General features: G+C 64.8%; 21 protein-coding genes and 1 pseudogene. 16 read left to right on the top strand and 6 right to left on the bottom strand.

Annotated features, from left to right (window positions below; all coding sequences use genetic code 11):
* Window positions 1–5: 5 nt before the first annotated feature.
* The 9 genes from ACTDXD_RS08765 (at window position 6) to ACTDXD_RS08725 (ending at window position 11,143) form a co-directional block, all read left to right on the top strand.
* The gene (locus ACTDXD_RS08765) at window positions 6–2,207 is read left to right on the top strand and encodes an acyl-CoA dehydrogenase (protein ID WP_440126672.1); all 2,202 of its coding nucleotides are present in this window, start codon (window positions 6–8) and stop codon (window positions 2,205–2,207) included.
* A complete protein-coding gene (locus tag ACTDXD_RS08760) occupies window positions 2,204–3,088 on the top strand; it encodes an SDR family NAD(P)-dependent oxidoreductase (RefSeq protein ID WP_440126671.1) in 885 nt (294 codons plus the stop codon). Before ACTDXD_RS08765 ends, ACTDXD_RS08760 begins: the two co-directional genes overlap by 4 nt.
* Window positions 3,089–3,108: 20 nt before the next feature.
* On the top strand, window positions 3,109–3,702 hold the full coding sequence (locus ACTDXD_RS08755) for a TetR family transcriptional regulator (protein WP_440127591.1): 594 nt from the start codon (window positions 3,109–3,111) through the stop codon (window positions 3,700–3,702).
* Between the two features lie 184 nt (window positions 3,703–3,886).
* Window positions 3,887–5,557 (top strand): class I adenylate-forming enzyme family protein, encoded by a 1,671-nt coding sequence (locus ACTDXD_RS08750; RefSeq protein ID WP_440126670.1) that lies wholly within the window; start codon window positions 3,887–3,889, stop codon window positions 5,555–5,557.
* A gap of 305 nt (window positions 5,558–5,862) precedes the next feature.
* Entirely contained in the window at window positions 5,863–7,437 is a 1,575-nt protein-coding gene (locus ACTDXD_RS08745) for an ABC transporter substrate-binding protein (RefSeq protein ID WP_440126669.1), read from the top strand.
* Window positions 7,438–7,472: 35 nt separating this feature from the next.
* Window positions 7,473–8,414, top strand: a complete 942-nt coding sequence (locus ACTDXD_RS08740) for an ABC transporter permease (protein WP_440126668.1) — start codon at window positions 7,473–7,475, stop codon at window positions 8,412–8,414.
* Window positions 8,411–9,298: an ABC transporter permease gene (locus ACTDXD_RS08735; RefSeq protein WP_440126667.1), complete on the top strand. Its 888-nt coding sequence runs from the start codon at window positions 8,411–8,413 to the stop codon at window positions 9,296–9,298. Before ACTDXD_RS08740 ends, ACTDXD_RS08735 begins: the two co-directional genes overlap by 4 nt.
* Window positions 9,285–10,340: an ABC transporter ATP-binding protein gene (locus tag ACTDXD_RS08730; RefSeq protein WP_440126666.1), complete on the top strand. Its 1,056-nt coding sequence runs from the start codon at window positions 9,285–9,287 to the stop codon at window positions 10,338–10,340. The genes ACTDXD_RS08735 and ACTDXD_RS08730 overlap by 14 nt, the downstream gene beginning before the upstream one ends.
* The gene (locus tag ACTDXD_RS08725; protein WP_440126665.1) at window positions 10,337–11,143 is read left to right on the top strand and encodes an ATP-binding cassette domain-containing protein; all 807 of its coding nucleotides are present in this window, start codon (window positions 10,337–10,339) and stop codon (window positions 11,141–11,143) included. Before ACTDXD_RS08730 ends, ACTDXD_RS08725 begins: the two co-directional genes overlap by 4 nt.
* A 20-nt stretch (window positions 11,144–11,163) precedes the next feature.
* Here the strand turns inward: ACTDXD_RS08725 and ACTDXD_RS08720 are convergent, their stop codons facing one another.
* Together ACTDXD_RS08720 and ACTDXD_RS08715 are read right to left on the bottom strand one after the other, a co-directional pair.
* Window positions 11,164–12,000 carry an IclR family transcriptional regulator gene (locus tag ACTDXD_RS08720; RefSeq protein WP_440126664.1) on the bottom strand — a complete coding sequence of 279 codons (837 nt, stop codon included), beginning with the start codon at window positions 11,998–12,000 and terminating at the stop codon, window positions 11,164–11,166.
* A gap of 47 nt (window positions 12,001–12,047) precedes the next feature.
* Window positions 12,048–12,659, bottom strand: a complete 612-nt coding sequence (locus ACTDXD_RS08715; protein ID WP_440126663.1) for a TetR/AcrR family transcriptional regulator — start codon at window positions 12,657–12,659, stop codon at window positions 12,048–12,050.
* A gap of 105 nt (window positions 12,660–12,764) precedes the next feature.
* Between ACTDXD_RS08715 and ACTDXD_RS08710 the strand changes: the two genes are divergently transcribed.
* The 3 genes from ACTDXD_RS08710 (at window position 12,765) to ACTDXD_RS08700 (ending at window position 15,327) form a co-directional block, all read left to right on the top strand.
* Window positions 12,765–13,580 carry a TauD/TfdA dioxygenase family protein gene (locus ACTDXD_RS08710; protein ID WP_440126662.1) on the top strand — a complete coding sequence of 272 codons (816 nt, stop codon included), beginning with the start codon at window positions 12,765–12,767 and terminating at the stop codon, window positions 13,578–13,580.
* Between the two features lie 57 nt (window positions 13,581–13,637).
* On the top strand, window positions 13,638–14,237 hold the full coding sequence (locus ACTDXD_RS08705; RefSeq protein ID WP_440126661.1) for a carboxymuconolactone decarboxylase family protein: 600 nt from the start codon (window positions 13,638–13,640) through the stop codon (window positions 14,235–14,237).
* A gap of 184 nt (window positions 14,238–14,421) precedes the next feature.
* Entirely contained in the window at window positions 14,422–15,327 is a 906-nt protein-coding gene (locus ACTDXD_RS08700) for a formylglycine-generating enzyme family protein (RefSeq protein ID WP_440127590.1), read from the top strand.
* Window positions 15,328–15,394: 67 nt separating this feature from the next.
* On the opposite strand, the pseudogene ACTDXD_RS08695 reads toward ACTDXD_RS08700, so the two are convergent.
* Window positions 15,395–15,550: pseudogene (locus ACTDXD_RS08695) on the bottom strand (TauD/TfdA dioxygenase family protein); the annotation flags it as partial.
* Between ACTDXD_RS08695 and ACTDXD_RS08690 the strand changes: the two are divergent.
* Window positions 15,547–16,527 (top strand): hypothetical protein, encoded by a 981-nt coding sequence (locus ACTDXD_RS08690; RefSeq protein WP_440126660.1) that lies wholly within the window; start codon window positions 15,547–15,549, stop codon window positions 16,525–16,527. The pseudogene ACTDXD_RS08695 and the gene ACTDXD_RS08690 sit on opposite strands and share 4 nt — an antisense overlap.
* A 38-nt stretch (window positions 16,528–16,565) precedes the next feature.
* Here ACTDXD_RS08690 and ACTDXD_RS08685 read toward each other — a convergent pair whose 3' ends face one another.
* Both ACTDXD_RS08685 and ACTDXD_RS08680 read right to left on the bottom strand, forming a co-directional pair.
* Window positions 16,566–17,213, bottom strand: a complete 648-nt coding sequence (locus ACTDXD_RS08685) for a response regulator (RefSeq protein WP_054809829.1) — start codon at window positions 17,211–17,213, stop codon at window positions 16,566–16,568.
* Window positions 17,195–18,424: a sensor histidine kinase gene (locus tag ACTDXD_RS08680; protein WP_440126659.1), complete on the bottom strand. Its 1,230-nt coding sequence runs from the start codon at window positions 18,422–18,424 to the stop codon at window positions 17,195–17,197. Before ACTDXD_RS08680 ends, ACTDXD_RS08685 begins: the two co-directional genes overlap by 19 nt.
* A gap of 112 nt (window positions 18,425–18,536) precedes the next feature.
* Between ACTDXD_RS08680 and ACTDXD_RS08675 the strand changes: the two genes are divergently transcribed.
* The 3 genes from ACTDXD_RS08675 to ACTDXD_RS08665 all read left to right on the top strand — a co-directional run bounded on the left by ACTDXD_RS08675 (window position 18,537) and on the right by ACTDXD_RS08665 (window position 22,309).
* Window positions 18,537–19,289: an ABC transporter ATP-binding protein gene (locus ACTDXD_RS08675; RefSeq protein ID WP_440126658.1), complete on the top strand. Its 753-nt coding sequence runs from the start codon at window positions 18,537–18,539 to the stop codon at window positions 19,287–19,289.
* A complete protein-coding gene (locus tag ACTDXD_RS08670) occupies window positions 19,289–21,715 on the top strand; it encodes an ABC transporter permease (protein ID WP_440126657.1) in 2,427 nt (808 codons plus the stop codon). Before ACTDXD_RS08675 ends, ACTDXD_RS08670 begins: the two co-directional genes overlap by 1 nt.
* A 105-nt stretch (window positions 21,716–21,820) precedes the next feature.
* Window positions 21,821–22,309 (top strand): hypothetical protein, encoded by a 489-nt coding sequence (locus ACTDXD_RS08665; protein WP_440126656.1) that lies wholly within the window; start codon window positions 21,821–21,823, stop codon window positions 22,307–22,309.
* Between the two features lie 48 nt (window positions 22,310–22,357).
* On the opposite strand, the gene ACTDXD_RS08660 is transcribed toward ACTDXD_RS08665, so the two are convergent.
* Window positions 22,358–23,398, bottom strand: a complete 1,041-nt coding sequence (locus ACTDXD_RS08660) for an FUSC family protein (RefSeq protein ID WP_440126655.1) — start codon at window positions 23,396–23,398, stop codon at window positions 22,358–22,360.
* Between the last annotated feature and the right edge of the window lie 21 nt (window positions 23,399–23,419).

Here is a 23,419-nt window from a genome sequence, read left to right as displayed (position 1 = left end):
CGGAGATGCCGATCGGAATCGGACCGGATCACGACGCACTGGCCGACTCGCTCGCTCGGTTCGCTGCACGGCACACGCCTGTCGCACGTACCCGCGACCAGTTCGACCGGATCGCTCGTGGCGACACCCCTGACTTCTGGGAACAGCTGGTGCAGATGGGTATTCCCTCCCTGCATCTCGCAGAGGAGCACGGTGGTGCCGACGCCGGACTGCTCGAGCTCGCGGTGGCGCTCGAACAGTCCGGATACGGACTGATCCCGGGACCGCTGCTGCCCACGGTCAGTGCAAGCGCTGTGATCTCGTCCCACGGCACCGATGCGGCGCGCACGACGCTGCTGCCGCGATTCGCATCCGGTACGACGGGTGCGCTGGGGCTCGCACCGGGCACTGTCACCCTCGACGGAGACGGCGACGAGGTGATCGCCTCAGGCACCACAGTGCCTGTGCTCGGTGCGCTCGGTGCGGAGATCCTCGTCCTGGCGGGTCGGTGCCGGGAGGAGGCGGTCTGGTTCGTCGTGTCGGCAACGGATGCGGGTGTCGAGCGGCTCGGGGAGGAGGGTGTCGACCTGACCCGTGACGTTGGCCGGGTGCGGTTGTCCGAGACACGAATTCCCGCGCAGAACATTCTCGGGGCCAGGGCCGACGAGATCGCCGCTCTCAATGCGGTCCTGCAGTGTGCCGAGGCGGTGGGTGTCGCGCGATGGGCGCAGGAGACGAGCCTTGCATACGCCAAGATCCGGGAGCAGTTCGGCCGTCCGATCGGATCGTTCCAGGCGATCAAGCACAAATGCGCCCAACTGTTCATCCGCGTCGAGGTGATGACGAATTCGGCGTGGGATGCGGCGGTGGCCGCGGACGGCGACGACCGGCAGCAGATCGCACTCACCGCTGCGCGTACCGCGACGGTGGTACGACGCGAGGCCGTCGACGTGGTACTCGAGGCACTCACCCTCCTCGGCGGTATCGGCAACACCTGGGAACACGACATCCACCTGTACTGGCGCCGCGTCGTCAGCCTGCTCGCACTCGGCGGATCACAGGACGAATGGGCCCGCCGGGCGGGCGAGCTGGCGATGACCACCGAACGCGAGTCCTCCCTCGTCACCGAGGACCGCCCGGACTTTCGAGCCGGGGTGGCAGCCACGATCGACGAGGCCGCAGGTCTCGACGCCGAGAAGGCGCGGGTGTTGCTCGCCGACCGCGGTCTCGTATCGCCGCACTACCCCGCCCCGTACGGGCTGGGCGCAGACACAGCCGGCCAGTTGATCATCGCGGAAGAGTTCGAGCGTGCCGGTCTGACACAGCCCAGCACGGTCATCGGTGAATGGGCGCTGCCCTCGATCCTGCAGTACGGGACCGAGGAGCAGTGCGAGCGCCTGATCGTCCCGACGTTGCGCGGCGAGATCATCTGGTGTCAATTGTTCTCCGAACCCGGAGCGGGCTCGGATCTGGCCTCGCTGACCACGTTCGCGACCAAGGTGGACGGTGGCTGGCGACTCGACGGCCGTAAGGTCTGGAATTCGAAGGCACGCGAGGCCCACTGGGGAATCTGCCTGGCACGCACCGATCGCGCTGCACCCAAGCACCGCGGCATCAGCTATTTCCTCGTCGACATGTCGACGCCCGGAGTCGAAGTACGTCCGCTGCGGGAAGCCAACGGCGACGAGATGTTCAACGAAGTCACCCTCGACGGAGTGTTCGTGTCCGACGCCGATCTCGTCGGTGCACCCGGCGAGGGATGGAAGGTGGCGCGGACGACGCTTGCAAACGAGCGGGTGTCGATGGGTCGCACGCCGGTCGTGGGACGCGATCGATTCGATCCCATCGAGGTGGTTCGCACACTCGACCCCGAGATCCGGCAGGATGCGACCCCAGCGCTCGGCCGGCTCACCTCCACGACCGGAGCGCTCGACGCGCTCGCGCACCGCAGTGTGCTGGGGCGCCTGTCCGGACGAGATCCGGGTGTCGAAGCGAGCGTGCTCAAAGCTGCTTCGGCGCAGCACATCACGGATGTCGCGGCACAAGTGCTCGAATGGTTCGGGCCGGAGGCTGCCGTCGGTAGCCTCGGAACGGATGTCAGCGGGGGAGGCCGTGCGGCCAAGGCGTACCTGTCGACGCCGTCGTTGCTGATCGGCGGGGGCACCCTGGAGATCCAGCTCAACGTGATTTCCGAGCAGATTCTGGGGCTGCCCCGAGAACCACGATGAGCACACGGATTCTCGGCGGCCGGACCGCGATCGTCACCGGATCGAGCGAGGGGCTCGGGCGTGCCGAGGCCCTCGCGCTCTCCGCCGCGGGCGCCGATCTGGTGATCAACGCGCGGAGCGCGCGGATCGACGATGTCGCGGCCGAGATCCGCGATGCGGGTGGACGCGTGGTGACGTACGTCGGTGATATCGGCGAACAGGCCACCGCAGACCGGCTCGTCGCACTTGCGGTGGCCGAGTTCGGCGGACTCGACATTCTCGTGAACAACGCCGGAATCATCCGGGACCGCATGGTGTTCAACATGTCTGCGGAAGAATGGGACGATGTCGTCCGCGTAAATCTGCGCGGCACGTTTCTCACCACCCGCGCCGCGACCCACCATTGGCGGCGTCGTGCCGAGGAGACCGGGAATCCGGTATATGCCCGAATCGTGAACACGTCATCGGAGGCATACGCGACGGGCCCGCCCGGCGCAGCGAACTATGCGGCGTCGAAGGCGGGGGTCGTCGCGCTCACGATGTCGACGGCGCGAGGCTGCGGACGGTTCGGTGTGCGCGTCAACGCACTGTGCCCCCGTGCCCGGACCGCGATGACCGACGGCGTGTTCGACCCCGAGCCGCTGTCCGGAGACGACCCACTGTCGGTCGAACATGTGACCCCGCTTGTCGTCTACCTCGCATCACCTGCGGCCGAGCAGATCACCGGGCAGGTCCTGGTGGTGTACGGCGACCGGATCGATGTGATGTCGGCCCCCACGGTGCAGACCCACCTGACGTCGGCGTCGCGGTGGGAGCAGGAGGAACTGCACGAGGTTCTAGGCGGCCATCTTGCTCCGTCCTCGGCGGTGCAGGGCGACGAGGCAACTAGAATGCCGTCGTGACCGACTCCTTGGCCGTGCCGATGAGCCCCGACGACATGACCGACGGGCAGCGTCGGCGTCGGCGTCAGCTGACCACCGCGGTGATCGAGATGCTCGCCGAGACCGGTCCGGACGGCATCCAGATGCGTGAGGTCTCGGAGCGTTCCGGGGTGGCGATGGGCACTCTGTACCGATATTTCCCGGCCAAGCAACACCTCCTCGCTGCCGCGATGGTCGCCTGGAACGATATCCTCGCCGACCGGCTCGCGGAGGAACGCGAGTCGAGGGGGAGCCGAGCCCACGGCTCCGTCCTCGACCGCGTGATCGACCTCTACACACGGCAGATGAAGGCATTTCAGCGAGGTCCCCACTTCGCGCGACTCGAGGTCGAGCTGCAGACCTCCGGCGATCCCTATGTCCGGGACACGCTCGACGAGCGTTCTGCTGCCAACCGCACAGCCTTGTTCGAGCTGATGGACGGTGTTCCCGCCGAACGTGCTCGGCTCGCCTCGCTTGCGATCGGCAGCACGATGCTCAACTCATTGATCTTGTGGACCACCGGAAGAATCGCGTTTCCGGAGGCATTGCGAAACGTCCAGGATGTGACGCGGCTGGTGCTTGCGGAGTACGCGTGAGGCGATGAGCGTCCCTTCAGGGCATCGACCCCGCGCCGGGTGCCGATCAGTGAGACTTGCGACACAAAGGCCCTCTTCTCTCGGTATCAAGGAGACGTTGCGGACATCGACGGTGTCCGCACAATCCTCAGATGCTCGGCTGTGCCTGGCCGGATCCAGTGCTCCGCCAGGGAAGGAGTAGTGGATGCCCGATCTTCATGGTGTGTCCGACGTGCGCGCGGACGCCATCGCGCGACTGACGGCGCGGGACACGCCCTTCGAGATCGTCGACGAGCAGGTCCGTGGAATCACGATGCCGGTGCTCCGCAACAGGCACCGGTCGCTGAACGCGCTGCTCGCGGAGTCCGCGCGCTACGGCGATGCCGAATACCTGGTCTGCGGCGACCTCAGGTTGACCTTCACCGAACATCTGGCGCGTGTCGCGTCGCTCGCATACGAGTTGCGGACGCGATACGGCGTGGAACAGGGCGACCGGGTGGCGATTCTCTCCGCCAACAATGCCGAATGGATCATGTCCTTCTGGGCTGCGACGGCGCTCGGCGCAATCACGGTGGGAATGAACTCGCTGTGGTCCGCCCGGGAGATCCGATACGGCATGGAACTGGCCGCTCCGAAGGTGGTCATTGCCGACCGCCGGAGACGGGACTTGCTGGGTTCCGTCGATGCTGCAGTGCTCTCGATCGAAGACGACGTGCCGGTAATGGGGTCTGCCCACCCCGGTGCGGATCTACCCGAGGTGCAGATCGACGAGGACGATCCCGCGGTCATCCTGTTCACCAGCGGAACCACGGGCCGCGCCAAGGGTGCCACTCACTCGCACCGGAACATGGTTGCGGCCGTCGACTTCCATCGATTCAACGATGCGCTTGCGGCCGAACTCGGCCAGGCGCCGAATGCGCGCCGGTTCCTGCTCGCTACACCGCTGTTCCACATTGCGGCACTGCATAATCTGGCGGTACCGCGCCTTGCGTTCGGTGACACCGCGGTGATCAGCACCGGCCGATTCGATATCGAGTGTGTGTTGCGGCTGATCGAGCGGGAACGTCTCACCAACTGGGGCGCGGTACCGACGATGTTGACCCGGCTGCTCGAGCACGGCGATCTCTCCCGTTACGATCTGTCGTCGCTGCGCGCTGTCTCGATCAGCTCCGCACCGTCCTCGGAAGCGTTCAGAGGGCGGCTGCGGGAAATCCTTCCGGCGGCGGAACGGTCGCTCGGTACCAGTTATGGACTGACCGAATCCTCCTCTGCCGCAACGCTGGCGACGGTGGCCGATCTTGCCGGGCGTCCCGATACCGTCGGACGGCCGGTGCTCACGACTCGTGTCGAGATCCGGGACGAGGCCGGAGATCCGGTCGAGGACGGCGTCGAGGGCGAAATCTACTTGCGTGGCCCACTGATCATGCTCGGCTACTGGAACAATCCGGAGGCGACGGCCGCAGCTATCGACGAGTCCGGTTGGATGCGCACCGGCGACCTCGGCACGATGGAGGATGGATACCTCCGAATCAGCAGTCGGCGTTCGGATCTGATTCTCCGCGGCGGCGAGAACGTCTATCCGGCAGAGGTCGAGGCGGTTCTCGGGGAGCACCCGGCGGTGCGTGAGTGCATTGTTCTCGGAGTCGATCACGACGAGTACGGCGAGGAGGTCTGCGCGGTGGTCGTCGTGTCTCCGGGTGAGGGATTGACGGAATCGGAAGTCTCCGGCTTCGTTGCCGAACGTATCGCTCGCTACAAGGTGCCGACGCGGTGGATCTTCCGGACCGAGGACTTGCCGCGCAATGCGACGGGCAAGGTCAAGCAGGTCGATGTCCGGGCAGAGTTGCCGCGTTGGACGGTCATCGAAAGCAACTGAAAATACACAGTATTGGCGGATGCGCAGGCCTGGTCTGCGTGTCCGCTCAGTGCTGCCCGCCGGGCCGATGCCTGCGCTCGTGGGATGCGGCCGGGCGCCGACACGACGGCGGTGTGATCTCTTGCCAAGCAAGTGATCGGTGTTACAGTCATCACAGCGAACGGGTTCGCTGGATGGTCTGTGCTGCTTGGGTTTCGACTCCGAGGATTCCGCTCGTCGGTCGAGTGACTCGCCCTCCCCGCTCCTTCCGTGCAGAGAGTTCCTGTGCTCGATCACTGGTTCGCGGGTATCTGAGAGGACACAATATGAGGAACAACTGGGTTCGTAAGTCACGCTTGATGGCTGTCTCTGCCGTGGGCTCCCTGGCGCTGGTGGCGTGTGGCGGCGGGGGTGTGTCCTCGACGACGGCCGGCGGGCCCACGGGTGAGCTCGACAGCGCTGCCGTCCTGCGTGTCACCGCAAGTGCACCTACACGCAATCTCGACCCGTATCTGCAGACCAGCTACGGCGGATGGGGTTACATCACACCGGTGTTCGACCGTTTGACGGTGGTCGACGGTGACGGCGCACTTAAGCCCGCGCTTGCGGAATCCTGGGAATTCGCACCGGACGGCACCTATCTCGAACTGAGGCTGCGCAAGGACGTCACCTTCCACGACGGCACACCCTTCGATGCCGCTGCAGTGGCTGCGAACATCGATCGCGGAAAGACCATGGAAGGCAGTACAGTCACCGCTGCTCTGAGTGATATCACGGGCGTCGAAGCAGTGGATGACCACACGGTTCGTCTGATGCTCGTGCCGGGGACCGGGGTGGAACTGCCGGGTGTGTTCACCACGAACGTGGGAATGATGGTCAGCCCGAGGGCGATCGAATCCGGAGCGGACCTACGCAACGATCCCGGCACGAGCGGCTCGGGCGCATTCCTCGTCCGCGAGTACATTCCGGAAGAGTCGCTGTCGCTGACCCGCGCGGAGGGGACGAACTGGGATCCCGAGGCGGGCAAGGTCCAGGCGATCGAATACGAGGCGATCTCGGACGCGAGCACCCGAATGAACGGCATCAAGACGGGCGCAACGGACTTGACGTGGGTCAGCTCCGCCAACGAGGTGGTCGAAGCTCAGGGACTGGGACAGTCCGGAGCGTTCGACGTCGACGAAGTTCGGTTCCGGAATGTTCTCGGGCTGTACATGCGTGCGCAGGGCGATCTCGCGAAACCCGAGGTTCGTCAGGCGGTGGCAACAGCGATCGATCCGGAAGCGATCAACGCCCTGTTCTCGGGTACGTGCACACCGAGCCGTCAGTTGTATCCGGCCGGAAGCTGGTCCGTGGACGAGTCGTACGTATACCCGTACACCTACGACGTGGACAAGGCCAGGTCCCTCGTGGAATCGGCTGGCGGTGCCCAGATCACACTGACATTCGCCGCGGGCACCAACACCGAGAAATCTGCGAATGTCCTCCAGTCTGCTCTCACCGACGCGGGGATCACTGCCGAACTCGATCCGGTCCCGAACGTGCAGAACGAGCCGCGATACATCGCGGGCGACTTCCAGTCGATGGTCGCGAACAGCTTCAGCCCCAAGGTCGATCCCGCGGAGACGGTCAACACCTTCGTCACAGGACCGTACGACTTGTCGAACGGCAACGCGGAGATCGAGGATCTCGCCACCAAGGCAGCAGATCCTGCGCTTTCCGAGGAGGAACGAGCAGCGCTGTACCAGCAGATCTGGGACCTGACCTTGCAAGAAGCGATGTTCGTGCCGATCTGCAACCAGACCAACGCCTCGGTATCCAACGGCAAGGTCACCGGCCTCGACGACATGCCGTGGGTGGATCTCGGCATCTTCGATGTGCGTCACGTCGGAATGACCGGATAGCCGGCCCGGGCAACGACATACGGGAAGGTTGGACGATGCTGTTGTACGCTGGGCGACGATTGCTGGCGGCGATTCCGCTGCTGCTGATCGTGCCGTTGCTGATATTTCTGTTGATCGACCTGGCGCCGGGGGATCCCGCGGTGATCCTCGCGGGCGAGGACCCGAGCCCGGAACGGCTCGAAGAGCTGCGGGCCACGCTGAATCTGGACCAGAACGTGTTCGTCCGATATCTGGACTGGGTCTGGGGAGTGCTCCAGGGCGACCTCGGAACCTCGCTCCTGTCCGATCAGGCGGTAGGCGATCTCCTGCTGCGGCGCATGGCGACGACGCTGTCGCTGGTGGCGTTCGCGATGGTCCTTGCGGTGGTGATCGGTGTCGTACTCGGAGTGGTGGCGTCGCTGCGTCCCGGTGGGCTTCTCGATCGGGGGATCAACGTCGTGGCGTCCGTCGCGATCGCGATTCCCGCATTCTGGTTCGGGCTCGTCCTGGTCTCGGTGTTCGCGGTGTCGAATCAGATCTTCCCTGCCTTCGGGTACGTGCCGCTCTCGGAGGGTGTCGTGCCGTGGTTCCAGCACCTCGTGCTGCCGGGCGTGGCGTTGGCCCTGCTGCCCGCGGCCGAGGTGACGGTGCAGTTGCGGTCGGCCCTCGGGCAGGTGATGAACAGCGATTACATCCTCAATGCCAAAGCGCGTGGGCTCGGGTCTGCAAGTGTCGTCCTGAAACATGGACTGAAGAACGCATGTATCCCGGTCGTTACGGTGCTGGGCTTCCGTGTCGCGGAGGTGCTCGGTGGTGCGGTGACGATCGAGATCATCTACAGCATGCCGGGCATGGGAAGCCTGGCGGTCAACAGCGTGCAGAACCACGACGTTCCTGTGTTGCTCGGATTCGTCCTGTTCACCACCTGCGTGGTCGTTGTCGTCAATCTGCTCGTCGACGTCTCGTACGGCTATTTCAACCCGAAGGTGCGCGCATGACATCGACACTGTCCGACACGGTGAACGTCGAGAACGCTGCCGGAATCGGCAGTCGTGTCACCGGATTCCTGCGACGGCGCCCGGGGACCGCGATCGCCGGTGCATTCGTGCTGCTGTTGATCGTGATGGCAGTCTTCGCTCCGATGATCGCGCCGTACGACCCGTACGCACAGGAGGTGGTCGACCGCCTGCAGCCGCCGTCGTCGGCGCACTGGCTGGGCACCGACGACTACGGGCGGGACGTGCTCAGCCGGCTGATCTACGGAGCCCGTATCTCGTTGCAGGCGTCGGTGCAGGCCGTCGCTCTCGCACTTGTACTCGGCCTGCCGCTGGGTGTGATCGCCGGTTACCGTGGCAGCTGGGTGAATTCCGTGCTCACCCGCATCATGGATGCGTTGATGAGTGCTCCGTCGCTCGTTCTGGCGATCACCATCGTCGCTGTCCTCGGCACGGGAATCACCAACGCCATGCTGGCGGTGGGCCTGGTGATGGCGCCACGGTTCTTCCGGGTGGCCAGGGCAACGACGATGGACGTGCGCGGCGACACCTATATCGAGGCATCGATTGCGTTGGGATGCAGTACCTTCCGTGTCATCGGACGGCACATCCTTCCCAACGTGATGCCCCCTGTCGTGCTGGTGATCTCCGTGTCGCTCGGGACCGCGGTGGCAGCCGAGGCCAGCTTGAGCTTCCTGGGGCTCGGCGCAGCGCCTCCCGCCGCGAGCTGGGGGGCGATGCTCAGCACCGCTGCATCGAACATGCAGCTGGCTCCCCATCTGGTGTGGCCGCCCGGGGTGATGATCTTTCTGACCGTGCTGGCGTTCACCTACCTCGGTGACGGTGTTCGCCGGGCGCTGACGAGGAGTCGTAATGGCAGCAACTGACACTCTCACCCGACTCGAGAAGGTGCCACCGGGACGCGACTCGCCCCTGCTTCGAGTACGCGACCTGACGGTCCAGTTCCGCGCGGGTCGCAAGGAGTGGGTGACAGCCGTGCAGGACGTGTCGTTCGAGGTGGCGGCCGGGGAATCGGTTGCCCTTGTCGGCGAGTCCGGTTCCGGAAAAACCGTCTCGTCGCTCGCTGTGATGGGTCTGACGGGGGACACCGGAGGCAGGGTCTCGCACGGCAGCGTCGAATTCGACGGGCGCGATCTGGTGGCGGGCACGCCGGCGCAGTGGCGGGCACTGCGCGGGACAGGGATGGGCATGATCTTCCAGCAGCCCATCCGCAGTCTCAATCCCGCGTATACCGTCGGCGATCAGATCGCCGAATCAGTCCGTAAGCACCTCGGTCTCGACCGCAAGGCTGCGATGGCACGCGCAGTGGAAATGCTCGAGCTGGTGCAGATTCCACGTGCAGCCGAGCGAGTGCGCGAGTATCCGCACGCATTCAGTGGCGGCATGTGCCAGCGGGTGATGATCGCGATGGTCATGGCCTGCAACCCGCGCCTGCTCATCGCGGACGAGCCGACCACCGCGTTGGACGTGACCGTGCAGAAGACGATCCTGCAGTTGCTGCGGGATCTGCAGGAGCAGACCGGGGTTGCGCTGTTGTTCGTCACCCACGATCTGGGCGTCGTGGCCGAACTGTGTGAGCGCGTCGTGGTCATGTATGCGGGGGAGGTGATCGAGGACGGCACGGTCGACGATGTGTTCTCGGTCCCGCAGCACCCGTACACGTCGGGCCTGTTGTCGTCGATCCCGCGTCCCGGGATGAGCTCCGACCGGAGGCTAGCCGCGATCCCGGGGCGCATCCCCGCGGCGGGGGAATGGCCTTCCGGTTGCCACTTCCACAATCGCTGTCCCCATGCCCGGACGGGACTTTGTGACAACACCCATCCGGTGCTGGTTGAGACCACGTCCGGTCGTTCCGCTCGTTGTCTGCGCGTGACGGATCTGGAATTGCAAGGAGTGACGGGGGCATGAGCCTGCTCGAAGTAACCAACCTGACCAAGTCGTTCCCGACCGGACGCAACCTGCTGGGGCGCCGCACCGGATGGACGCATGCCGTGCGCGATGTGTCGTTCACTCTCGACGCGGGCGAGTGCCTTGCTGTCGTCGGTGAATCCGGCGCGGGTAAATCCACTGTGGGACGCATGGTGCTCCGCTTGATAGAGCCGGACTCGGGCACTGTCCTGTTCGATGGTGAAGACGTGCTGGCGGCGAAACCTGCACGGCTACGCGAGATGCGGCGCAGTATGCAGATGATCTTCCAGGATCCGCACAGTTCACTCGATCCGCGGATGACAGTACTCGACGCGGTCGTCGAGCCGCTGATCGTGCATACCGACATGGACCGGGCGGCCCGCGGGCGTCGTGCCGAGGAACTGCTCGACAAGGTCGGTATCGGGTCGCGCTATCTGGGCCGCTATCCGGCAGAACTGTCGGGTGGCCAGCTCCAGCGGGTCGCGATTGCGCGTGCGTTGACTCTCGAGCCGGACATGATCGTATGTGACGAGCCGGTCGCCGCTCTCGACGTGTCGGTACGCGCCCAAGTTCTCAATCTGCTCCGCGATCTGCAGGAAGAACTCGGCCTCGCCTATCTGTTCGTGTGCCACGATCTTGCCCTCATCGAGGTCATTGCAGATCGTGTGCTGGTGATGAAATCGGGCACCGTAGTCGAATCGGGTGCCGTCGATCAGATCTACAAGTCGCCCCGCGAGGAGTACACGCGGGAGCTGCTCGACGCGATTCCGGTGCCCGTCCCGAGGGCCGCGCGACAACCATGAGTTTCTATGTCGCGGAGTTCCTACGGTGCGGCGCGTACCTCCGCGCGAGGTGATCGCGCGGAGGTCTTCGGCTGCCGACGGTTCTCCCCCTGGTGGTGGAGCGCTCGCGAGATACGTCGAGTCGCGGACCAGACCAGTGGTGCGATGTTCGACAGCTCTACCGTGCCGACGCAGGAGACCGAGATTGCAGCTTCGATACCGTTGGGGCCGGTGATCGGCGCCGCAACAGAGCTGATGGCCATATGGCATGCGCGACGGGGAATGACGTCGAGCCCGTGGCGCTGACGGATCCGGTTCAGCCTGTGGTGCAGGGCGTCCAGGTCGGAGCGGGAATGTACGCGGGGCCCTGCCGTCAGCAGTGCGTCGACCTGTTCGGGTTCGAGTCCGGCAAGGAGTACCCGACCGCTGATCGTGCTCTCGGCGGGTAGGTAGGTGGCGACCTGGGAGGGGATGGCTGCGCTCGCGGCACCGCCGATCCGGTCGAGGAAGTATGTGGAGGCGCCCTCGAGGACTGTGAGGTGAACGACTCCGCGGGTGCTCGCGTGCAGGTCGTTCAGTATTCCCGATGCGGCTCCGCGTAGCCGCGAGTGGTCTTTGGTCCGGTTCATCGTGAACATTCGCGGACCCAGCCGGTAGCCGCGGGAGTGGTGCTCGATCCACCCCTGTTCGATGAGCTGGGCAAGGAGCCGGAAGACGGTGGAACGCGGTAGACCCGTGATATCGGTGATCTCTTCGAGGTACATCCGATCGGGGCCGGAGGCGATTGCGTCGAGAATCAGGGTGAACCGTTCCACGACGCCTGGGCGCTGGGCCGGTGCTTTCGGTGCCGAACTCGATTCGCTTCGCATCAATGTCATTGAACGACCTCCTGTGCGGCACTATACCAAGCAATTGCTTGGTAGTTCTACCGGGAATGCGGCTCGTTCCGCGCATGCGGGTTCGGCGCCAAACCGTTCAGAAGTGAATCGACCACATCGATGATCAGTTCGTCGTCCAGTGGGTCGAGCGTCTTGTTGTTGCTCATGACGTAGATCCCCTGCAGGGTCGCGAAGAAAACGGTGCCGATGGTCCGAGCCTCTCCTGCGAGTTCGCCTTTGGACAGGCCGATGTCTACGAGGGCTGCTACCGGAGCGAAGCTCGCAGCGCGGGCGTGCCTCAATTCGGAAGTGACGTCTCCCTGCCGGTAGCGCGACATGAGCTCCACCAGTGCGGGGTTGTCGGTCGAGAACCGGACGAAGGTTACTGCCACGTCGTGCAGGGTGGCCACGAAGCTGCGGCCCTCGATCGTGGCCGCAGCGTCCAAGGTATTACCCAGCCGGCGGAACCCCTCGATGGCGAGAGCTTCCAGAAGTGCGGCTTTATCGGCGAAATGGCGACTCGGTGCGCTGTGGCTGACCCCGACCGCGCGGGCGAGTTCGCGCAAGGACAGTCCGGATTCCCCGGATGCCTGCAGTAGTTCTTCGGCTTTCGTCAGGAGTGCGGCGCGAAGATCTCCGTGATGGTAGCCCTTGGTCATGTGGGGGAACTCTAGCAAACGCCGCCGCAATGTAGTCATTGACAACATTGCGGCGCGCATCTAAGGTTCCGATGGACGAAGAAGGGTGCGTTCATGATCACAAACATGATCTCTCCATCCATCGGTGTTGAGATTCAAGGGATCTCGGAGTCCGGATTCACGGATCCGGATATCGCGTCGACCACCTCGGAACTACTGGCCCGCCACGGCGTCGTCGTTTTTCCTCGGGCGCATGTTTCCGATGCAGACCTGGTTGCCTTCAGCCGAATGCTCGGAGATGTGGTGGTAGCGAAGATGGGCGGGCTTCCGGGCTTTCCGGAAATCTCGCCGGTCACCCTGGATCCCAGCAGAAGCGAGCTGGCGCGGGTGCGCCGCAGCACCGTGTTCTGGCACGTCGACGGTGTTACCGACGACATCCCGCAGAAGGCCACGCTGCTGACTGCGCGCGCAGTCTCCGAAGGTGAGGGCGATACCGAATTCGCGAATACCTACGCGGCCTACGATGCCCTGCCACAGTCACGGAAGGCCGAACTGGCCCAGTACCGAGTGGTTCACAGTATGGCGGCCGCACAATCACTGACGCACCCCGAAGCCACTCGGAAGCAGAAGGATGCGTGGAATCAACTTCCCGCACGAGAACACCCGCTGGTCTGGAAGCACAGGGACGGCCGCCACTCGCTACTGATCGGAGCGACCGCCGGGCAGGTTGTCGGGATGACTCCCGAGGAGGGACGCGCGCTGCTGGACGACGTGCTGGACTGGGCGACGCAACCGCAGTTCGTGCTCCGTCATCGCTGGCAGGTCGGCGACCTCGTAATGTGGGACAACACAGGGCTTCTTCACCGGGCATTGCCGTACGAGCCCACATCACCTCGCCTGATGCATCGCACCACGCTGGTGGGTGAGGAAGCGGTCGCATAGCCGCATTGCTTCCGGGTTTGCAGAATCATGGATGGACGAACAGAAGGACGAAGCGACATGGCACGAATCGAACCACTGGCTCTGCGCGAGTTCCCCAAGGAGATGCGTGGGGCGCTCGCTGCGATGACCCCACCGAACCCCCGGCATCCGCAGCCGTCGACGGAGGGGCGCCCCAAAGCGCTCAACACATTGGGCACGTTCGCGCACCACCCGGAACTGGCAAAGGCGTACTTCACTCTCAACGGGCACCTCCTGATGGCGACCACCCTGTCGGAGCGTCAGCGCGAACTGCTCATTCTGCGAGTATCGGTGGTGCGCGACTCGGGATACGAATGGATTCAGCATGTCTTCATGGCGAGGGATGCCGGTCTCTCCGACGAGGAGATCAGCCGGGTCACGTTCGGCCCGACGGCACCGCTCTGGGACGAACTCGATGGTGCGATGCTGAAATCCGTCGATGAACTGGTCGTGGACGGCGAGATCAGCACATCTACGTGGAAGGTGCTGGCTGCGCACCTCGACGTTCAGCAGATTCTCGACCTGATTTTCACTGTGGGTAGCTACGACATGCTCGCGCGCATGTTCAGGTCATTCCAGCTCGAGATCGACGACGACATCAAGGATCTGGTCGCGAAGCGTGCCGCCGAAGCGCAGTAGAGGTGGCCGATCCAGCCAGTACGACCGGGGAGACTTCGTCGAGAACCGGTTCGGTGTGCAGCGCGCGGGGCATGAGGCCACCGGGAGCAAATCTGCTGTCATCCATTCTGTTTCCTGAAGAACGAGTCATGCGAGAATGGTCTGCATGAACACGGTGTCTCGAGCACGGACCGCACCCAAGAACATGGCATGGATCCCCGGCGGCACATTCTGGATGGGCTCGGACGAGTTCTATCCGGAGGAACGCCCGGCCCACCAGGTATCTGTGGACGGATTCTTCATGGACGAACATCACGTCACCGTCGCAGAGTTTCGACGCTTCGTGAAAGACACCGGGTACGTCACCACAGCGGAACTGCAGCCCCGCGCAGAGGATTATCCCGATGCTGATCCTGCTCTGCTGGTCCCGGGTTCACTCGTCTTCGTTTCGCCCCCCGGCCCGGTGCCGCTCGACGACTTCCGCAGATGGTGGTCGTGGATGCCGGGCGCCAACTGGCGCATGCCGGAAGGGCTGGGAAGCAGCATTGCCGGACGCGAACGTCACCCTGTGGTGCACGTGTCGTATTTCGACGCACTGTCCTTCGCCGAGTGGGCGGGCAAAGAGCTTCCGACCGAGGCGGAGTGGGAGTTCGCGGCACGCGGAGGTCTCGACCGGGCGCGCTTCGTGTGGGGTGACGAGTTCGCTCCGCGCGGACGATTTCGAGCCAACACCTGGCAGGGTGAGTTTCCATGGGAGAACACCGCCGACGACGGATTCGTCGGCACCTCGCCTGTGGGGTCGTACGGACCCAATGGATATGGTCTGGTCGACATGGCAGGCAACGCGTGGCAGTGGACCACCGACCTCTTCACCACGCAGCATGGAGCAGATGGTCGCGAGACCTCTCCTGCTCATGCGTGCTGCATTCCAGCGAACCCGCGTTCGAGCGTCGGCGAGGGTGAGGAAGACTATCCGAGCCGTGTGATCAAGGGGGGTTCACACCTGTGCGCTCCGAACTACTGCCTGCGATATCGCCCGGCTGCACGACAAGCAGAAACCGTCGAAACATCAACGTGTCACATAGGTTTCCGCTGTATCGTCCGGCCATGATGACGAGCGGCAGGTGGGACGCACCGAAGGCGTGTGCCACCTGACACAGTCCTCTCCTTCGCGGTGGTCAGTGCGGAACGTCGCCGATGATCGCGACCCGCTCCATGACGCGGCGATGGGGGAAGTAGTCGCTCGTCGCGTAGTGCTGTGTTGCCCGATTATCCCAGAATGCAATCGAATTGGGTTCCCAGTGAAAGCGGCATTGGAAGTCCGGTACTCTTGCCCGCACCGCACACCGTCGACGGTGTCGCTCAGATGCCCATGGAAGGTATCGCACTGAACTACACGTTCGACGAGGCCGACGCCGACGAACGGCACAGCACCCAGTACTTCGAGATCTTCGGTAACCGGGGCATCTATCACGAAGGATGGACGGCGGTGACGGCGCACCGACCACCCTGGCTCATGGCGACGGCCGGTGCGGAACTACCGACTCTCGACGAAGACCGTTGGGAAGTGTACGACACTCGAACCGATTGGTCGCAGGCGCGTGACCTCGCGGCAGAGCACCCGGACGTTCTGGACCGGTTGAAACAACTCTTCCTCGTCGAGGCCGCGAAGTATCAGGTGCTCCCGCTCGACGATCGCACCGTGGGCAGGCACACCCAGGAATCGCGACCGCCGCACCCGTTCGAGGGTCGTTCGAGCATCACTCTCTACCCGCACATGCAGGGTCTGGTCGAGAAGGCGGCACCGTCGTTCTTCAACCGGTCGTTCATGCTCACTGCGCGTATCGACACCGACGGCGCGTCGTCCGAAGGGATGCTCGTGGGGATCGGTGGCAGGTTCGGGGGCTTCGCGCTGTACGTCCTCGATTCGAAACCCGTTTTCTGCTACAACTTCTGCGACCGTGAGCGCACCTTCGTGCGTGCACCGGACTCGCTGCCTCGAGGGGAGAGCGTGGTGTCGCTTCATTTCGACTACGACGGGGGCGGCATCGGCAAGGGCGGCACAGTCACCCTGTGTATCGACGACGTGGCCGTCGCGAACGGACGCGTCGAGAGCACTGCGCGTGCGATCTTCTCGATGAACGAACAACTCGACATCGGCGTAGACAGGGGCAGCCCGGTCGCCGAGGAAATCGCCCGGCGCGGCAGATTCGCCTTCACCGGCACGCTCCGCGACGTGAGAATCGATCTGGCGCGCGGTGGAGGCGTTCCCGCCGCGGAACGTCGGAAGGTGGAGTTGGCGACACACTGACACGGAAGCGCCTGCGAGTACGTCGAGTACGTCCCTCGTCAACGCTGTAGGTACTTCAGCACCGCCAGCACGCGCCGATGGCCGTCCATCTCCGGTGGTAGATCGAGCTTGATGAGAATCGACCGCACGTGCTTCGCTACCGCCGCGTCGGTGACCACCAGTTTCGCGGCGATCGTCGCGTTCGAATCGCCCTCGGCCATCAGAGCGAGAACTTCCAGCTCTCGGCTGCTCAACCGCGACAGGGGACTTCGGTTCGTGGCAAGCAAAGTGCGAACCACCTCAGGGTCCACCACGGTACCGCCCGCCGCGACACGTTCGACGTCGGACACGAACTGTTCGACCTCCCCGACACGATCCTTGAGGAGGTAACCGACGCCCCCTGCGTCGAAATCGATGAGTTCGGCAGCGTACGTGGGTTGAATGTACTGGCTGAGAACGAGGACCGGGAGAGCGGGCACTGTGCGGCGCAAGGCGATTGCCGCCACGAGGCCCTCGTCGGTGTGTGTCGGCGGCATCCTGACGTCAGTGATCGCGATGTCCGGGCGGAACGACACGACGGCGTCGCGGAGGGAATCGGCGTCGGTCACAGCAGCGACGACGTCGTGCCCGAACCGGGCCAGGATCCCCACCACGCCCTCCCGGACGAGGAGGGAATCCTCGGCGAACACTATGCGAAGTGCCGGCATGGGATCTCCATTCGTAGTCGGGTTCCGCCGCCTGCGGGGCTGTCCAGCATCATCGTGCCGCCGAGTACAGCGAGGCGGTGGCCGAGCCCGGCGAGCCCGGTTCCCTGCGCTGGATCGGCACCACCGGAACCGTCGTCGGTGACGTCGAGGAACAGTGTCGACTCTGCCAACCGGCCAGACACACTGACCCGCGACGCTCCGGCGTGACGTGCGACGTTTGCGAGTGCCTCACATACCGCGAAATAAGCGGTGGACTCGACGTCTGCGGGCATCCGTCGGATGGGGAGTTGCACGTCCACGGGGATCGGAGAGCGTGCCGCCACATCGTCGACCGCGGCCGCTAGACCGCGCTCCGCCAGAACCTGCGGGTGGATGCCGCGGATCAGGTCGCGTAGATCCTGCAACGCCAGCTTCGCCTGTTGCTGGGCGTCACCCACCTGCTCGGCCGCCGCGGAACCTGCGGGCACATCGAGTTTTGCCATGCCGAGCGACATCGACAGCGCGATGAGCCGTTGCTGTGCACCGTCGTGCAGATCACGTTCGATGCGTCGGCGTTCTGCGTCGAATGCTGCAGCGAGAGCACTGCGCGAGAGTGTTACTTCGTTGAGCATGCGGTCGAGTTCGGCGTCGCGGGGAGAGAGAACAGCGCGGGCGATCTCGGCGCGTCCGGCCGCCCATGCCGCGATGATGTAGGTCGCGACCGGGAGGAACGCGACCGACGCGAGCACGAAGATGATCCGATAGTGCGTGGGTACACCGGGTTCCGTCAACGACACCTCCACGCCGAAGAACACCGTTCCGAGGCACAGGACGAGGACCAGCGCGTCGATCCAGCACAGGATCGACGCATTGACCACCGCGTAGCCCAATTCCCGCCACGTGACGCGCTCCCGCAGTCGAGTTCGGAGCCACACACGCCATCCACGTTCGGCGACGCGACTGTGCGGGTCGAAGGTCGGTTCCTCGTCCACCAAGCGGAGCCGCGCCCGTTCCCACCGTGCAATGGGAATGCCCATGAGCAGGCATGCGGCGAGCAGTACGAGACCGACGATGTAGATCGACAGCAGGGCCGCGATCGCGACTACGGCAGCCGTCAGGGCACCCAGCGCGGCCCCCGTCGCGAGGTATGCGATGGCACGCCACGGCCACCACGACAACAGGAACCGTATCGGTGACCGGGTCACCGCGACGCGTAGCGTAGAAGACTCCACGTCCACGCACGTTATCGCGTCCGGCGGGGCGCCACAGTAGTGCTGGCGCTACTCGTAACAGTCGTCTCTGCGCGACCGACACGGTCCTCGATATCGGGTTGGGTCGAATGCCATGACGACAACTATTCAGGCTACCGAGCGCGGAGATGTCACGTTATGCGGAGTCTCGAGGGGGTATCGCCTCGGCGACAGCGTGGTGACCGCGCTCGACGATGTCTCGGTCGCGTTCGCGCCGGGTACCTTCACCGCGATCATGGGACCTTCCGGATCCGGTAAGTCCACACTGATGCACTGTGCTGCGGGGCTCGACCGCCCGGATGCCGGCGCGGTCCGGATCGGCGACACCGACGTGACGCAGCTCGGAGAGAAAGCACTGACACAGTTCCGGCGTCGGCACATCGGGTTCGTGTTCCAGGCGTTCAACCTCGTCCCGTCCCTCACGGCCGCGCAGAATGTGGCGTTGCCGTTGCGGTTGGATGGTGAGCGCCCGGGCAAGGCCGAAGTGGCGTCGGCGCTCGCCCTCGTCGGCCTCGGTGACCGGGCGGCACATCTGCCTTCGGAGTTGTCGGGCGGACAACAGCAGCGTGTCGCGATTGCGCGGGCGCTGATCTCACGACCGTCGGTCCTATTCGCCGACGAGCCCACCGGCGCGCTCGACATCACCTCGTCACGCACTGTGCTGCAGCAGCTTCGACGACTGGTCGACCAGCATCGTCAGACAGTGGTGACGGTGACGCACGACCCGGTGGTCGCTGCCGCGGCCGACCGGGTGCTGTTCCTTGCAGACGGCAAGATCGTGGACGAGTTCGGGTCGAGATCGACTGCGCAGCGCATTGCAGCCCGCATGACCGAATGGGAGGCGTGATGTTTTCGCTTGCAGTGACTTCCGCGCGACACCAGTGGCGGAATCTTGTGGGCAGTGCGGTGGCGCTGGCGTGCGGCATCGGTCTGCTTTCGGCGACTCTGCTCGTCATTGCGTCTGCGCAACCCCGTCCACCGTCGCAGTACTTCGATGCGGACCTCATCGTCACCACCGAAGTCCTCGGCGAGACCTACAACAGCACCCCGGTCCGCCGCCCGCTGGACGAGGGGCACGAACGCGGCCTCGTCGCGCAGCTGGCAAGCGTTGCCGGTGTCGCCCTCGTCGTACCGGATCTCGTCTTCCCCGCCCAACTTGCCGACGGCGACCGGATACTGACTCCGACAGAACGTGATGATCCACTCGGACACAATATTTCGGCGTCGATCCTGGGGACAGCCCGGGTGATCTCCGGCGAGCTTCCCGTTGGGCCCGATGAGGTCGTCGCACCGGAGGCGAGTGGATTGAGCCCCGGCGACGCGACCACGTTGGTGACACCGGCCGGACGTACGAACGTCACCGTCTCGGGTGTCGCGGACGGGAGGTCGGTGTACGTCGACGACGACACAGCACGATCGCTGTCCGGTGGCGCCACCACGGTGGGCGTAGTTCTCGACGAGGAGGCCGACATCGGTTCGGTACGCGCCGTGTTCGAGGGGATCGCGGGAGCCGGATCGGTACTCACGGGAGACGACCTTGCGCACATCGAGACCTCGGCCGATCGCGGGGCGCGAAACATCGGGTCGCAGTTGCTCGGTGCGATGGGCGTACTCGCCGCGATGATCACGGTGTTCATCGTCGGCACCACGTTCGCTTTCGCTGTGACACAGCGACGTCAGGAACTGGGGTTGCTTCGGGCCGTCGGTGCGACACCCGGCCAGGTCCGCGGCATGCTGCTGGCCGAGGCCGGCGCAGTCGGCCTCGTATCGAGCATTGCGGGCTCGGTGCTGGGTTGCACCGTGGCGCCCCTGCTCGGAGGGTGGATGCGCGACGCCGGGATGCTGCCTGCCGGATGGGAATTGTCGATCACGCCGGTCCCCATAGCGGCCGCGGTCATCGCCGGTGTCGGCGTTGCCATCACGGGAGTATGGTTTGCCTCCCGGCGGGCTGCGCGGGTGCGGCCGATGGAGTCGCTGCGGGTGTCCGAGGTGGAACGGTCGCCCATGACGCGATCGCGTGGGATCGCCGGTGTGTGCGCCGTGGTCGGGGCGTTCGCCTTCGCCGCGGCGAGCGGGCTGAGCACTGGCGGATCGAGTGCGATGTACGCCGTCACCGCGGTCATGTCTGCGATCGTCGGGGTCACAGCGCTCGGCCCCGTCTACTTGCCGAAACTGATGCAAATCTTGGTCCGAGGCTCGGGCCCGACAGCGGAACTCATCCGGGCCGAATCCGCGCACGGCGTGCGCCGGGTGTCGTCCGTGCTCTCGCCCGTCCTCGTGCTGGTGGGGTTCGCCGTCATGCTCACCGGGATGATCGACACGATGGACACCGCGTTCGGCGACAATGCCTCCGCTGCAGTCCCCACCGATCTCGTCGTGTCTCCACCCGAGGGTGCGCCCACTCTGCCGCCCGATGTCGTCGAGACAGTTCACTCGTATGGATCCGGCACCGTGATCGCGCCGGTCGCGACCAGCGTTGTCTTCGGTGACCGCGTTGTCGATGTCTGGGGAATCGACTCGGCCGGGATGAGCGCGCTCGACCTGGAAGTGGAAGGCGGCTCGGCAGATCTGAAAGCGGGCAGCATCGTGCTGGACCGGGACGCAGCCGGCCGAGTGGGCGCACACATCGGTGCGACCGTCGAGACGGTCTTCCCGGACGGCCGGAACATCCCGCTCGAGGTGGCCGGCATTGTCACCGGCGCACCGGCATTCGCATTCGTAGACCGGGGCACTGCTCTCGATCACGACCGGACAGCTATGACTCCCGTGCTCTATGCGGACGGGATCGAACAGGCTGCATTGGCGGATACCCTGGCCGGAACGGGTGCGCAGGTCGAGACCCCGTCACAGTACGAGAGTGCGGGCAACGCGGAGGACGAGCGTCTTCTGCGCCTGTTCGAACTTGCGCTCGTCGGTTTGTCACTCACATTCGCGGCGCTCGCGGTGGCCAACACGATGGCGATGGCCACCACCAACCGTCGCGCGGCCTTCGGCTTGTTGCAGCGGATCGGCGCGACGCGCAGGCAGATTCTCGGCGTCGTCGCAGCGGAGTCGGCGGTGGTCGCGCTGATCGGTGTGGTGCTCGGTGTGGTTCTGGCATGGCCTGCTCTGGCGGGTGTTGCAGCCGGCTTGGCCGCCGACCTCGGGCAGCCGGTGTCGCTGCAGATGCGCTGGAGCGCGGTGGTGGCCGTGAGTGTCGTGTCGCTCGTCATCGTGTTGGTCTCGGCAATCGTTCCTGCGGCCCGAGTGATGCGACCGCTTTCTTCGGAGTAGATCGACCGATTGGGATCTGAACCCGCGGTCGGCCGATCGAGCGGCAATTCGAGTTTCGGGACCGTCCTCGCGGGTAGCCCATCGGAGATGCCTGAGGAGGTAGCGATGAGTACGAACGATTGGGTATTGCTGATCATCATCGTATTGGTGGTGCTGCTGTTGCTCGTCGGACTCGTGTGGGCGCTGAGGCGTCGCGCTGAAGTGAAGCGCAGAGAGGAAGCGGCGCACATCCGCGACCGAGTGACAGAGAAGCAGCCGGTTGTCGAACAACGCGCAGTGGTGGCGGAGCAGACCGATGCCGAAGCGCGGCGGGCTGCGGCGGACGCGGACGCCAAGGCAGCCGAAGCGGCACGACTGCGCAACCGCGCGGACAACCAGCGCGCTGCAGCCGATCGGTCCCGCGAGGAACTCGACGCGGATGTGGCGCGGGCGAACAAGCTCGATCCGTCGTCCGGTGGAGAGCACCGGGTGGACGGAGACCAGCGCGTGAGCGGGGACCATCACGTCGGTGGGGACCATCGCGTGGGCGGGGACTCTCGCCACGGGTATACGGGCCGTGAGACCGGGGAGAACGACCTGCCGCCTCGCGTGTGAGGGGGGCGCTACACCGTAGAGGGACGACGGCACGCGGGCTCATCGCGACTATCGCGTGGGCTCGCGGCCGTGTCCCTCGAGGGTGTCGAGTGCGGCGAGCGCAGTCCTCAGACCCTCCGCAGCCATGGCGATCACCGACCACGCATCGGATACGGGATGTTCGTCTCGGATCCCCTCCTTGAACGAACCGAGAAGTGAACGTGCGTCAGGCAGCGCCGTATTCACGACCTTCAGGTAGGGGTCGCGGTGATGTGCGGGATCCCAGGTGAGTTCGTCGAACGCGGTGGCAAATGTATCGAGTAGTGCCGCGGCGTCCTGACGCAACCGTTCGGAAACGGGAGCGGCGCTCGAATCTTCGGGATCGATGAGTGCTTCGACTGCAACCTCCGCCATCGACACGTGCAGCAACGACTGGTCGAGAATGGTTGCTATCGGCTGGTACACGCGTGAGCCACCGACCTTGGCCCAGCCGGCGTTCCGCATGTTGCCGCGTAAGCTTTCCCTGCCCTCACGCAGCGCGGCGCGGGCCCCTGTCGACTTGTAGAGACTCCACAGCTGTTGCTGTTTCCGGTCTCGGTCCTGACCGTCCCCGTCGCCTTCCCGAAGTTCATGTGCAAGATCGGCGAGCAGGACCGAAAGCTCATGAGCGCGGAACAGGATGAGATCGCGCGCGGTGGAAAGTCGATCGGGAGGCAACACGAGAGCGTTGACCACAACACCGATGAGCACGCCTATGGTGACATCGAGAATGCGATGAAGCACCAAGGCGGCGTTCGTAGCCGTGCCGTACAGCAATACCAGCAATGCGGTGATCGCGACCCACATGCCGTCCGGCGCCAGCAAACGGCTGCGGCCGAGCACGGTGCCGACTGCGACCGCCCCAGCCAGTGCCGCGAGTTCCGGCAGCGTGCTTGCTGCCAGCGCGGCCACGAGCACTCCGAGTATCACGACCGCGATCTGGCGCACTGCGGCGGTGACCGAACTGCGCACCGTGGTGCCGATGATGAACAGGGCGGCATAGGGTGCGAGAAAGGCTTCGGGGCTATGCAGCACACGGTCGGCCAGCACCCATGCGATCAGCACTGCCACAGTGCATTTGAAGGCCGATAC

It is taken from the genome of Rhodococcus sp. SJ-3 (assembly GCF_051918125.1).
Lineage (GTDB): Bacteria > Actinomycetota > Actinomycetes > Mycobacteriales > Mycobacteriaceae > Rhodococcus.
Note: the sequence above shows the minus strand (reverse complement) of the source record. Positions and strands in the feature narration are given on the sequence as shown.

Coding starts and splice junctions, on each gene's coding strand:
- ACTDXD_RS08755 (WP_440127591.1), top strand. CDS start 3,109: ATGAGCCCCGACGACATGACCGACGGGCAGCGTCGGCGTCGGCGTCAG.
- ACTDXD_RS08700 (WP_440127590.1), top strand. CDS start 14,422: ATGGCATGGATCCCCGGCGGCACATTCTGGATGGGCTCGGACGAGTTC.
- ACTDXD_RS08705 (WP_440126661.1), top strand. CDS start 13,638: ATGGCACGAATCGAACCACTGGCTCTGCGCGAGTTCCCCAAGGAGATG.
- ACTDXD_RS08765 (WP_440126672.1), top strand. CDS start 6: ATGCCGATCGGAATCGGACCGGATCACGACGCACTGGCCGACTCGCTC.
- ACTDXD_RS08740 (WP_440126668.1), top strand. CDS start 7,473: ATGCTGTTGTACGCTGGGCGACGATTGCTGGCGGCGATTCCGCTGCTG.
- ACTDXD_RS08750 (WP_440126670.1), top strand. CDS start 3,887: ATGCCCGATCTTCATGGTGTGTCCGACGTGCGCGCGGACGCCATCGCG.
- ACTDXD_RS08725 (WP_440126665.1), top strand. CDS start 10,337: ATGAGCCTGCTCGAAGTAACCAACCTGACCAAGTCGTTCCCGACCGGA.
- ACTDXD_RS08670 (WP_440126657.1), top strand. CDS start 19,289: ATGTTTTCGCTTGCAGTGACTTCCGCGCGACACCAGTGGCGGAATCTT.
- ACTDXD_RS08730 (WP_440126666.1), top strand. CDS start 9,285: ATGGCAGCAACTGACACTCTCACCCGACTCGAGAAGGTGCCACCGGGA.
- ACTDXD_RS08745 (WP_440126669.1), top strand. CDS start 5,863: ATGAGGAACAACTGGGTTCGTAAGTCACGCTTGATGGCTGTCTCTGCC.
- ACTDXD_RS08685 (WP_054809829.1), bottom strand. CDS start 17,213: ATGCCGGCACTTCGCATAGTGTTCGCCGAGGATTCCCTCCTCGTCCGG.
- ACTDXD_RS08710 (WP_440126662.1), top strand. CDS start 12,765: ATGATCTCTCCATCCATCGGTGTTGAGATTCAAGGGATCTCGGAGTCC.
- ACTDXD_RS08720 (WP_440126664.1), bottom strand. CDS start 12,000: ATGACATTGATGCGAAGCGAATCGAGTTCGGCACCGAAAGCACCGGCC.
- ACTDXD_RS08715 (WP_440126663.1), bottom strand. CDS start 12,659: ATGACCAAGGGCTACCATCACGGAGATCTTCGCGCCGCACTCCTGACG.
- ACTDXD_RS08760 (WP_440126671.1), top strand. CDS start 2,204: ATGAGCACACGGATTCTCGGCGGCCGGACCGCGATCGTCACCGGATCG.
- ACTDXD_RS08735 (WP_440126667.1), top strand. CDS start 8,411: ATGACATCGACACTGTCCGACACGGTGAACGTCGAGAACGCTGCCGGA.
- ACTDXD_RS08665 (WP_440126656.1), top strand. CDS start 21,821: ATGAGTACGAACGATTGGGTATTGCTGATCATCATCGTATTGGTGGTG.
- ACTDXD_RS08675 (WP_440126658.1), top strand. CDS start 18,537: ATGACGACAACTATTCAGGCTACCGAGCGCGGAGATGTCACGTTATGC.